This window comes from Streptococcus caledonicus, from assembly GCF_042656225.1.
Lineage (GTDB): Bacteria > Bacillota > Bacilli > Lactobacillales > Streptococcaceae > Streptococcus > Streptococcus caledonicus.
On the sequence record NZ_JBHSOJ010000015.1, the window covers coordinates 262,111 to 274,133 of the forward strand.

The 12,023-nt window shown below is 36.9% G+C and carries 12 protein-coding genes and 1 pseudogene; 6 read left to right on the plus strand and 7 right to left on the minus strand.

The genetic code is table 11. The features are described 5' to 3' along the window. Positions 1-344: 344 nt before the first annotated feature. From pta to yjbM, 4 genes are read right to left on the minus strand one after another with little or no spacing between them, the layout of a single operon-like run. A complete protein-coding gene (gene pta, locus ACFPQ3_RS03140; protein ID WP_156807201.1) occupies positions 345-1,328 on the minus strand; it encodes a phosphate acetyltransferase in 984 nt (327 codons plus the stop codon). A 17-nt stretch (positions 1,329-1,345) separates the two neighbouring features. Next, positions 1,346-2,239, minus strand: a complete 894-nt coding sequence (locus ACFPQ3_RS03145; RefSeq protein ID WP_156807200.1) for an RluA family pseudouridine synthase — start codon at positions 2,237-2,239, stop codon at positions 1,346-1,348. Continuing rightward, a complete protein-coding gene (locus ACFPQ3_RS03150; protein ID WP_156807199.1) occupies positions 2,229-3,065 on the minus strand; it encodes an NAD kinase in 837 nt (278 codons plus the stop codon). Before ACFPQ3_RS03150 ends, ACFPQ3_RS03145 begins: the two co-directional genes overlap by 11 nt. Then, a complete protein-coding gene (gene yjbM / locus ACFPQ3_RS03155) occupies positions 3,040-3,711 on the minus strand; it encodes a GTP diphosphokinase (protein WP_156807198.1) in 672 nt (223 codons plus the stop codon). Before yjbM ends, ACFPQ3_RS03150 begins: the two co-directional genes overlap by 26 nt. 297 nt (positions 3,712-4,008) lie before the next feature. On the opposite strand from yjbM, the gene ACFPQ3_RS03160 reads away from it, so the two are divergent. From ACFPQ3_RS03160 to ACFPQ3_RS03185, 6 genes are all read left to right on the plus strand, one after another. Beyond that, positions 4,009-4,584 carry a CYTH domain-containing protein gene (locus ACFPQ3_RS03160; RefSeq protein WP_156807197.1) on the plus strand — a complete coding sequence of 192 codons (576 nt, stop codon included), beginning with the start codon at positions 4,009-4,011 and terminating at the stop codon, positions 4,582-4,584. A 366-nt stretch (positions 4,585-4,950) separates the two neighbouring features. Beyond that, the gene (locus ACFPQ3_RS03165; protein ID WP_156807196.1) at positions 4,951-5,907 is read left to right on the plus strand and encodes a ribose-phosphate diphosphokinase; all 957 of its coding nucleotides are present in this window, start codon (positions 4,951-4,953) and stop codon (positions 5,905-5,907) included. 3 nt (positions 5,908-5,910) lie between these two features. Continuing rightward, entirely contained in the window at positions 5,911-7,023 is a 1,113-nt protein-coding gene (locus ACFPQ3_RS03170; RefSeq protein WP_156807195.1) for a cysteine desulfurase family protein, read from the plus strand. An 85-nt stretch (positions 7,024-7,108) separates the two neighbouring features. After that, a complete protein-coding gene (locus tag ACFPQ3_RS03175; RefSeq protein WP_156807194.1) occupies positions 7,109-7,456 on the plus strand; it encodes a DUF1831 domain-containing protein in 348 nt (115 codons plus the stop codon). Positions 7,457-7,807: 351 nt separating this feature from the next. Beyond that, the gene (locus ACFPQ3_RS03180; protein WP_156807193.1) at positions 7,808-8,446 is read left to right on the plus strand and encodes a redox-sensing transcriptional repressor Rex; all 639 of its coding nucleotides are present in this window, start codon (positions 7,808-7,810) and stop codon (positions 8,444-8,446) included. Positions 8,447-9,320: 874 nt separating this feature from the next. Then, positions 9,321-10,022 carry a gamma-glutamyl-gamma-aminobutyrate hydrolase family protein gene (locus ACFPQ3_RS03185; protein ID WP_156807192.1) on the plus strand — a complete coding sequence of 234 codons (702 nt, stop codon included), beginning with the start codon at positions 9,321-9,323 and terminating at the stop codon, positions 10,020-10,022. On the opposite strand, the gene radC is transcribed toward ACFPQ3_RS03185, so the two are convergent. The 3 genes and pseudogenes from radC to ACFPQ3_RS03200 all read right to left on the minus strand — a co-directional run. After that, entirely contained in the window at positions 10,019-10,699 is a 681-nt protein-coding gene (radC, locus tag ACFPQ3_RS03190; RefSeq protein ID WP_156807191.1) for a RadC family protein, read from the minus strand. The two genes, ACFPQ3_RS03185 and radC, sit on opposite strands and share 4 nt — an antisense overlap. Before the next feature lie 63 nt (positions 10,700-10,762). Further along, a complete protein-coding gene (locus tag ACFPQ3_RS03195; RefSeq protein ID WP_232323270.1) occupies positions 10,763-11,212 on the minus strand; it encodes a Fur family transcriptional regulator in 450 nt (149 codons plus the stop codon). 471 nt (positions 11,213-11,683) lie between these two features. After that, positions 11,684-12,023 (minus strand): annotated as a pseudogene (locus ACFPQ3_RS03200) (ATP-binding cassette domain-containing protein); the annotation flags it as partial.

A 12,023-nucleotide genomic window follows, 5' to 3' on the forward strand; every position in this document is an offset into this window, starting at 1 on the left:
GAAGTCATGATTTCGAAGTCTTGACTTCCCTTCGCTCTCTGATTTCTAAGCTCAGGATGAAACTGTCCACTGGACACTTTCACTCTCACCTCCGCACAGCTCCAAAGATCTCCCAGACCTTTGGAGGTTGGAAATAAGATGAACGACGTTCATCACAGTCGTATGGGATGGCCGCTAACGATTGCGTGGTACTAAAACATCCAGTGGATGTTTTAGGTGGACACTTGAAAATGAAAGAAGGGTCCAGTTACAGACCTCCAATCAACCACTGCGTCAATCTGTTATTGCTATCAAAAAAAGAAGGTTGAGATATTTTTGTCCCAACCTCGTCCTCCTATATTTAATTAATTTTCAAGTGCTTGAGCAGCAGTGATGATACCAAGTTTGTAAATATCGTCTGCTGATGATCCGCGAGAAAGATCATTTACTGGTTTGTTCAGACCTTGTAGGATTGGGCCGATAGCTTCAAACATACCTAGACGTTGTGCAATCTTGTATCCGATATTTCCTGCTTGAAGATCTGGGAAAACAAAGACATTAGCTTTGCCCGCAACTGAGCTATCTGGCGCTTTAATTTTAGCAGTATCAGCATCAAAAGCAGCATCAAATTGTAATTCCCCATCGAGAGCTAATTCTGGACGTAATTCTTTCGCAATTTTAGTTGCTTCAGCTACTTTTTCAACTTGTAGTCCTTGACCTGAACCATAGGTTGAAAAGCTTAACATCGCAACTTTTGGATCAATATCAAAAATTGCTGCAGTCTCTGCAGTATTTACCGCAATTTCAGCTAATTCTTGAGCATTAGGATCAATATTAATAGCACAGTCTGCAAAAATGTAACGCTCTTTAGTATTTTCACGATTCATAAGGAAAACACCTGACGTACGTGAAATACCTGGTTTTGTTTTGATAATTTGAAGGGCCGGACGAACAGTATCAGCAGTTGAATGTATAGCACCAGATACCATACCATCAGCAAGACCCATTTGAACTAACATCACACCAAAGTAGTTGACATCACGTAAGATAGTATCAGCTTGCTCTGGAGTTGCTTTTCCTTTACGAATATCAAGAAAAGTTTCTTTCATTTGATCAAAATCAGCATATTCTGTTGGGTCAATAATCGTGTAGTTTGGATTTTCAAAACCAAGTTTTGCCAATAAAGCAATCACCTCATTAGGTTTACCAAGAATAATTGGCTCAACCAAACCTTCAAATTTCAAACGAGCTGCTGCACGTACCACACGCTCATCATTTCCTTCTGGGAAAACGATTTTGACATGTTTTCCTGCAATCTTACTACGCAACTCACCAAATAAACTACGCATAATCTCTCAACTTTCTTTTATTTTTGTTGTAACTTTAGGATAACGCTTTCCATGTCAGCTGTCAAGGAACTAGTCTGTATCTTTTGTGTTCTTGTAAATGGATCGTTAAAAGATAGATAATGGCAATGCAACGCTTGCCTTTCAATCCCATAACTCATTGAACCACCATAAAGATCATCTCCTAAAAGCGGTTGGCCAATATGAGAAAAATGAACGCGAATCTGATGTGTCCGTCCGGTGTGAAGTTGAATATCAACTAATTTCACCTTTCCATAACGCGCAACAACTTTATACGAGGTATGTGCATATTTCCCAGACGGGTGGACACAGCGTGTAATAATAGAATTCTCTGGCCGCGCAATAGGGGCAATTATTTCTCCTTCATCAGGCAAATCACCTTCACCTGCTACCAAAGCATAATAACGCTTTTCAATGACCTTTTTCTGTAACTGTTTATCCAATCTTGCATGAGCATAGCCATGTTTTGCAAAAAGCATCAGACCACTGGTATCTTTATCCAAACGCGTCACAATATGGACTTGTTTATTAGGGTAATTTTGAGACAAATAATATCCTTTAACACGATTGGCCATGGTATGGGAGTGTAAAATACTCGGAATACTAGCAATGCCATGCGGTTTATTGAGGATAATAAAATGATCATCTTCTGACACAATCTCTATGGGTTTATATATCGGTTCAAGACTTCCATTTAAATCTTCTTCATTGGGAATCTCAATGGTTACCACATCTCCATTCTTTAGGACAAAGATAGCATTTTCTTCCTTACCGTTTACCCAGATATTTCCACCTTTAAACTTAATTTTAGCTAACAAGGCTTTCGAGACATCGTGTTCTTTCAGAAGACTTTTGACCTGACACGGTCTATGGGCAATATATTCAAATTTCATGTTCTTCTCCAACAAAAGCATCTTTTACACGTTGCCAAAAGCTCGTGTGGCGTGGAGTCGCTACAAAACTGATTTTCGCTTGGTCAATTTCGTAAGTCACATGTTGCACATTGCGATGATGGTAAGTTTTATTATCCACAGTTAATACATAGGCCCCTACACGCTTAGGAACAATTTCAATAAGATCTTTCTTTGGAACAATAATCGGACTTCCAATAGTACGGTAAACACGATTATTTAAGCTAGCAATCTCAGTCAATTGCAAAGCTTCTACCGTTGGATGAAGAATAGCTCCTCCCAACGATTTATTATAGGCTGTTGAACCGGTTGGTGTAGAGACAGCCAAACCATCGCCACGAAATCGTTCAAGAAGGACATGATTAACCAACACATCTGCTACCATTGTTTTTTCAAGACGCTTAATCGTAGCTTCATTTAAAGCGCGAGAGGTCACCACTCTACCATCAGATAAGGTTAAGGAAACCTTTAATATAGGATAGGATACCTTTTCACCACGATCTTCACGAAGATTACGTAACAATTCTTCTACTTCAAAATCACGATAATCAGTATAAAAACCCAAATGTCCGGTGTGCACACCTACAAAACGGACACGTTCTAACTCTTTTTCATACGCATGAAAAGCAGATAAGAGCATCCCATCTCCTCCGATGGAAATCACAATATCGGGATTGCGTTTTGTTAAATAAAAGTTAGGATCGTCACGTAAAGCTTTAAAAATCTTATCAGCAACCCGTCGACTTTGCGGTTTGCCATTAGCAATAATTGCTACTTTAGTGTTATCGGTATAATTCATCTGTGTCATCACTATTACCCACTCCGTCACTCAATTTTCTATTATCGTGGTCAAATAACAGTTGCGCCTCACGGATATCTTCACGGATTTTCCGCATTTCTTCATCTAACTCAAAGGCAATTTTAGCAGTTATCTCCAAACGACGTTTAATTTCATTTGGAAAATCACCACGGTATTTATAGTTTAGCGAATGCTCAATAGTTGCCCAAAAATTCATCGCCAACGTGCGAATTTGAATCTCTGCTAAAACAGTCTTAGGCCCATCTATAGTATTCACTGGATAAGATATCACAACATGATATGAACGATACCCACTCATTTTCATATGATTGATATAATCTCGTTCACGAACAACTGTCATATCCGTCCTGTGACGAAGCAACCCTAAAACCTCATCAATATCATCTACAAATTGCACCATGATACGAAGTCCAGCAATATCTTCCACTTCTTCAGCCATATTTTCAAAAGCGATACCTCTGCGGACTAATTTTTCTTGGATACTTTCAATTGATTTAACACGCCCTGTGACAAATTCAATGGGAGAGTGACGATTTTGCTTACGAAATTGCTTACGGATGCCTCGTAATTTTATTTTTAGTTCACCAACTGTTTGAATATAAGGATCAAGAAAACTTTCCCAGTCAAAATTCATATTATTAAGATGTTAGGATGGCCTACCTTGGTTCATTTGCTTTCATATTTTAATTCAATCCGATTACTTTTGTGAGACAAGCTATCATTCTCCTCAGTATAAACCTTTAAAATTGGATTGCTTAGCTTAAACCATCCTAAGTTCAGTTGTAGAAATCAACTGAACACTCCTTTCTAGTGCTCCAGCACTCACTTCGTCACTCATTCTTGTCAAAAAGCTAACTTTTAGCTAAAATGAACATAGTCATTTAATTATAACATAAAATTCAGAATTTTTAGAGAAAGAAAAATAATAAACATGACAGTTCTTGAAATCGAATACAAAACTTTACTTAATCAAGATGAATTTAATCGCCTCGAAAGTAGATTAGCACATGTCAAACCTATCACTCAAACGAATTACTATTTTGACACTTCTGACTTTGTTCTAAAAGCACATCGTATGTCCTTACGTATCAGAACCTTTTCAGACAAGGCAGAACTGACATTAAAAATTCCGCAGGAAGTTGGGAATGTCGAACATAATCAGACTCTGCTATTACCAGAAGCCAAGGAAGCCATAAAAACAGCAATTCTCCCTAACGGAGAAATTAAAACTCTTTTAGTTCAAAAAGGAATTCCTCTCGAAGAACTTCTAGTATTAGGACATTTAACAACCATCCGCCGTGAATCGCAAACCTCTATTGGCCTACTTGCTTTGGATTATAATCAATATGCCGGGCTCAAAGATTATGAATTGGAACTTGAAGTCTTGGATGCTGAAAAAGGCAAAATAGATTTTGATAACTTTTTGGAGCAACATAATATTGACTTTAAATATGCGAAAAGTAAAGTTGCCCGTTTTACATCAACGTTAAAAAAGAATGACCAATAGTATTAAATACTTGATTTTAAGTTTTTGGTCTCTCATATTCACCTCAAAATATCAGCATGAAAGAACGAAAAACCATCCTTATTTCTTTTTAGGATGAAAAAGTATTTTACTAAAACTGTCCAGTGAACAGTTTTAGACGAAGCTTAGAAAACAGAGAGCCATAGGGAATCATGACTTCTATCCCACGCTCAATAAACACAACTTTCCAAAATTCAAATGATTAGAAGAAACAATTATTTCATACTAAGACTAATAATCTGTGCATAAGAACTTAATTTTTCTCTAGTTATACCATGCTTTTTATCTTTTTTTTTGGTAGAATAGTAACCGTAAAACTTTCATGTTACTTTAAGAAGGAGCCTTAAAATGTCCGACAAACAAATGAAACTTTTTTCTCTCTCATCAAATAAAGAAATTGCTGAACAGATTGCTAAAGCTGTAGGGGTACCTCTTAGCAAGCTATCTTCACGCCAATTTGCAGATGGTGAAATTATGGTGAACTTAGAAGAAAGTGTTCGTGGTATTGACGTTTATCTCATCCAATCAACAAGCTATCCTGTTAACGATAATCTTTGGGAACTACTCATAGCTATTGATGCTTGTAAACGTGCCAGCGCCCACTCTGTAACAGTTGTCATGCCATACTTTGGTTACTCACGTCAAGATCGTGTTGCTGCACAACGTGAACCAATTACTGCAAAATTAGTTGCCAATATGTTGGTAAAAGCTGGCGTTGAGCGCGTTGTAACACTTGATCTCCATGCTATTCAAGTGCAAGGCTTCTTTGATATCCCAGTAGATAACTTATTCACTGTTCCACTTTTTGCCAAACATTATATTGATAAAGGTTTAACTGGTTCAGATGTTGTCGTTGTTAGTCCAAAAAACTCTGGCATTAAACGTGCTCGTAGCTTAGCTGAATACCTTGATGCCCCAATTGCTATCATTGATTATGCTCAAGATGACAGCCAGCGTGAAGAAGGTTACATCATTGGAGATGTCACAGGGAAAAAAGCTATCTTGATTGATGATATCCTAAATACAGGTAAAACTTTTGCAGAAGCTGCCAAAATTGTTGAACGTGACGGTGCGGTTGACATTTATGCTGTAGCTAGTCACGGTTTATTTGCTGGTGGTGCTGCTGACATTTTGGATCTTGCACCAATTAAGGAAATCCTTGTAACAGACTCTGTTCTGACAAAAGAACGTACACCAAATAAAATTAAGTATCTTCCAGCAAGTGAGCTCCTCGGTGAAGCCCTTGTCCGTATCCACGAGCATCAACCAGTAAGCCCACTCTTTGCATATAAACCTGGTAAGTAAACAATGATTTATTTTGACAATGCTGCAACTACTCCTTTAACTCCTTCTGTGATTGAAGCAATGACTTCAGTAATGGCAGAGCAGTTCGGCAATCCTTCTAGCTTACATACTTTTGGACGAAAAGCTAAACAATTATTACGCCATTATCGCTATGCTATTGCTCAAAGCTTAAAAACAGACGAGAAAAATATTATCTTTACTTCTGGCGGTACGGAGAGTAACAACACCGCTATTATCGGCTATGCATTAGCTAATCAAGAAAAAGGGAAACACCTGATTACTACAGCTACCGAACACCACTCTGTGTTACAAGCCATGTCTTATCTTGAAAAACGTTTTGGGTTTGAAGTCACTTATCTAAAACCTAGTAAAGGTCACATAACTGCGCAACAAGTTAGGGACGCCCTTCGTCCCGATACCTTATTAGTATCCATTATGCATGCTAATAACGAAACTGGAGACCTTAATCCCATTCCTGAAATTGGTCACCTTTTAAGTCAACATTCGGCTGTTTTTCATGTTGATGCCGTTCAAACAGTTGGAAAAATTACTGTATTACCAGACGATTGGCAAATTGACTTCTTATCTGCCTCTGCTCATAAATTTCATGGCCCTAAAGGGGTTGGCTTTCTTTATGCTAAGACCAATCACTTTGATAATCTCTTACATGGTGGTGATCAAGAAGATAAACGGCGTGCATCAACAGAAAATATGATTTCTTTAGCTGGTATGGCTACTGCGCTGACTGAAGCTACCAATCAGCTACATGAAAACCTCAACCATATTCATCACATTCGCCAAGCTTTTCTAACAGAACTGGAAGGCTTAGATTATTACATCAATTCAGGAAACGATTCCTTATCACATGTGTTAAATATTGGTTTTCCTAATGGTAATAATGGACTGCTGCTAACACAACTAGATTTAGCTGGATTTGCAGTCTCAACTGGTTCAGCTTGTACTGCTGGCGCTGTCACTCCAAGTCATGTGTTAACAAGTTACTATGGTGAAAGTTCTCCAAGACTTCGCGAATCCATTCGAATCAGTTTTGGAGAACAAAACACTGTTAAAGAAGCTCAGCTATTAGCACAACAATTAAAAAAATTATTAGCATAGCAACTACATTATGAAAGGAAATGGGTATGGAAAACATAAAAAATCGTGTCATTTCTTATGTCATCTATATCTTAAATAATTGATTATGGCTTTTGAAAAAGAAATTCATTTAACAGACTGTCGTTTTTCTTATGCGATTAGTCCTAAAATAAAAAAATACACTCTTCGTGATACAACTTTTATGCAAAATAAGGTTGGAAATTACGAATTGAATCGCCTTTTAGAAATTATTCCAAATTCTGGGGATGGTTTCCCATTAAAAATTACGATTAATAAAGATTTAACTGCTTTCAAACTTACTATTACAGATAAATCTGGGCTTCGTCTTGTCAATATCTTCAAAAATGAAGAACATAAAATTATGCAGGACAAATTTTACTTTTTGATGGATAGTTTAGTTGAACGCGATATCTTTACCAAACTAGAAGTCTAAATCAATAGGATAGTTCCTCCGATTCACTAGTAATCTTAAGGAACTGTCCTCATATTTTCATTCTTTCTTACTATTTGACGTTTTTCTATTGTCTTTTTTAAATTCTTATATGTTGATTTTTTCACAAAGTTTCATTATAATAAGAATAGACTAAACATGAAAAAAGAGATTGAGACAAAAGTCATGATTTCGAAGTCTTGACCATCACAGTCGTATAGGATGGCCGCTAACGACTGTGTAGAAAAGTTTTGGGACTCCCAATCAACTACTGCATCTATCTGCTATTACTATCAAAAAGAGATGATTGAGATATTTTTGTTCCAACCTCAATTATTTTAGAAAGAGACAACTATGTTAGAAAAAAATATTCCAAATGCAACTGCTAAACGACTAGCTTTATATTACCGAATTTTTAAACGCCTCCATGCTGATAAAGTTGCTAAAGCTAGCTCTCAACAAATCGCTGATGCTATGGGAATTGATCCTGCGACTGTTCGTCGAGACTTTTCTTATTTTGGCGAACTCGGACGTCGTGGTTTTGGTTACGATACTCAAAAATTAATGAATTTCTTCGCAGAATTACTAGGAGACCATTCTACAACTAATGTCATGTTAGTTGGTGTAGGTAATATCGGTCGTGCTTTGTTACACTATCGTTTCCATGATCGCAACAAAATGCAAATTGCCCTTGCTTTTGATACTGATGACAATGAATTAGTTGGCACAAAAACAGGGGATGGGATTCCTATTTATGGTATCTCAAGTCTTAAACATCATATTGCTAATACACATGTAGAAACTGCTATTTTAACTGTTCCTTCAACTAAAGCTCAAGAAGTGGCTGATATCCTCGTTGATGCAGGAATCCGTGGTATCTTAAGCTTTTCACCAGTTAATCTCCAAGTTCCTGAAAATGTTGTTGTGCAATATGTAGACTTAACAAGTGAACTTCAAACGTTACTCTACTTTATGAATAATCAAGATAAATAAATCAATAGCCGAGGAGAATACTTGACTCCTCAGCTATTTTTTTATATTATCAGATTACTTGTTTTTTCATTATATAGTAAATTAGATTTAATACTTATTTCAAAATCAAAACGATACATTGTTGGCTTTTTTAGGAGCTATTCCTTAGCTGTGGGTGCAAACAATCTCCTGCGAGTTCTATTTTTTGGGGGGCGAGTCTTATTGCTTTTTAATTTCCAAGCAACAGCTTCAATCAGTCTTAAAGTCTGTTAACTCTCCATCCTATCGCCCTAGGATCCTTCTTCTAGAGCTTTCACCGCAGCACAAAGTCTTCACAATCATAGTAATTTTGTTACCTTGGATACTGTTGTCTCTAATCGGAAAACGACAAACTCCATCCTCGGTAAGTGGTTAAAATCATAACAGCTTTCTGCTATGGAAAGGAAACTTGAAAGGGTAGGGCCTTTCAAGTGAGCCATGAAACCAAAGGTTTGTTGACGTGCTAACCATATGAGGAGAGCAGGAGAAAAATGTTTTTGTCTATGTCTAATTTTGATTTTTATAGAGTATAAAATGGAACTCCGCAAGAGATTGTGACGCTGACTTCGCTAGCACCATTTCTTACCTCCAAAGGTCTCCCAGACTTTTGGAGCAGCCCCACACCACATTAAAATAAGTACTAATAAAATCTAAATCACTATAATTATAAAGAAGAAGGTCGTTCTAAATCACAACAAAGTAAAGGACCAGAAGCATCACAAAAGTACAACAAGATAACTCTGTATTATTTTTAGTACTAAAATGCATCACTGTGAATCACATTATCACGGTAGTAAAATAAAACTGCTAATACCTTCCTCAAATCTCTTATGAAAAGACTAGAAAGTGAGTTCTTATGTCAAAACAACCTATTATTGGAATTGCTGCTAATCAACGTCAAGTGGAATTAGATACCCTTCCCTGGACCTATGTCCCTTCAGGATTTCCTAATGCGATTATTGAAGCCGGTGGACTTCCTCTTGTTCTACCTATTAACAAACCCGAAATGGCGAAACATTACATCAGCATGATTGATAAGCTTATTCTGACAGGTGGACAAAATGTTAACCCTGCCTATTATCATGAAGAAAAAGACCCCAATGCTGAAGATGATTACTTCAGAGAGCGAGACGAATTTGAAATAGCTTTAGTTAAAGAAGCCATTTTACAAAAGAAACCTATTTTTGCCGTTTGCCGAGGCATGCAGCTCATAAATGTTATTTTAGGTGGTAGTCTACATCAAAATATTCCAAATCACTGGCAAAAAGAAGACGCAGATATTATTACTCAAACAATGACTGTTACTGAGGATAGCCTTTTTTCTCATATCTATGAAACACATACTGGGATTAATTCTTACCATCGACAAGCCATAAAAGAGCTAGCACCAGCGCTAAAAGTTATTGCAAGTTCTCCTGAAGATGGAATTATTGAAGCCGTTGAATCTACTAACCCTGATCTTCGTTATCTTGGTGTCCAATGGCATCCTGAACTACTAGTTTATAGCGATAAAGATCACAGTCAAAAACTCTTCGATTTTATTGTAAATGAGCTTTAAAGATTATCTGTCTCCTCACGAAAACTAAAATACTCATTTCTTCCAACAATAAGATGATCTAGAAAAACTACCCCTAGATCGTCACAACAACGCTTAAGTTTATCTGTAAAATGAAAATCATTTTCACTTGGTTCTGTTACTCCAGATGGATGATTGTGAATAACAATTAAAGATGTTGCCATATGTTTACAAGCATAATGTAAAATTTCTCTAGGTTCTGCAACTGACCGTCTAACCGTACCAATAAATATGGTTTTTTGAGCAATAAGTCTATTTTGTGTATCTAAATAGAGAGCTACCAAATGCTCTTGTTTCTTATCTCCTAATTCGAGCATCATTCGTCGTGCTAATCGTTCACTGGACATGATGCGCTCCTGTTTTTCAACTTCTGCTGTCTGAATACGATTAGCTAACTCTATCATGGCTTTTAATTCGATAGATTTTACTCGCCCAATGCCTGAAATATTTTGTAATTCCTCAAGAGAAAGCTGCCGCAAATCAGCTAAACTACTCAAATTCTTTAAAATTGAATTAGCCAAAGAAAGGACATGTTCCTTCTTCGTCCCTGTACGTAAACAAATGGCTAAAAGTTCTTGATTACTGAGATGTTCTGCTCCTTCTGCGCTTAATCGTTCGCGGGGAAGCATGGCTTGTTCTTTAAATTGAATACTATACATGATGACCTCCTAACTAATTATTCGCATATATAAGAAAAAAAGACTTTCAAGTGAAGTCTTTTTCTATTTTTTTAGGGAACAAGCAGGGCAAACACCATAAATTAAAAATTGATTTTTAGTAACTTGATAACCAGTCTTTTGCTCTGCTTCTTTTACTAAAAGAGAAGTATCAGCATCCATAAAATCTGTGATGTTACCACAAATCTCACAAACCACATGAAGGTGGTCATGCCCCATAAAATCAAAATAAGTCGTATTATCGTTACTTACTTTAACCTCAGAGACGAAGCCTTCTTCAATCAAAATTCTTAAATTATTATAAACAGTCGCTAAGCTCATATGAGTATACTGGTCCTGTAAATCATGAAAAATTTGCTCTGCACTAGGATGATGATGAGCTTCAATCATGTAGGCTATAATGGCTTTCCGTGTTTCTGTCAGACGAATTTGCTTTCCTTTCAAGTGAGCTAAGACTTGCTCATAGGTTTCCTGATGATGGGGGTCTACCGAAATTTGAAACAAACCTTAAACTCCTTTCAAACTACTACTGTCCCATTATACCAAAAAAACTATAACTCTACCATTCCTAAAACTCAACAGACATGCCTAGACTTGAAACAATTATTTTAGTTAGAATGATAGAACCAGTCTCTTTCAACATTTTTCTGTCGTACAATCTACAAACAGTACAGATTCCCTTGAATTACTTAGACAATGGTTCAGTTTTAAAATAACCCTGCGTTTAAAAATAATAATCCCATTTAAGATAAATTGTTTCAGTTACCATTCATTTCCCTTCAATAGATACTTATTCCATAATATTTTATTGTTGGTATTTTCTGCGATCAATGCAGGCGGCGAAGTCACTATAACTAGTGCTTTTCTAGTTGTGAAAACACTAAAGTGGCCAAGTTTTAGTGCGCTAGGGGTGAAAATATCCAGTAGAGTTTGACAATCTCTCCAGACTATCGAAGCCTGTCGCTAAGAAACAAGAGAGTGACAGTCGCCTAAGCTAGCCAAGTCCTGCATCACGGTCAATACTTCACCAACCATTTCAGGATCAAGCGCTGATGTCGGCTTATCAAATAACATCACATCGGGATCCATAGCTAACCCATGTGCAATCGCAATCCGTTGTTGCTGACCGCCTGATAAATTTTGTGGAAAAGCAGACACTTTTTCAGGTAATCCTACCTTGTCCAACAACATCATAGCTTTTGTTTTTGCCTCCTCCTTGGGCATCCCTTTGGTTTTAATAGGGGAAAGCGTAATGTCACCCAAAACGGATATATTGGGAAAAAGATTGAACTGTTGAAAAAACATT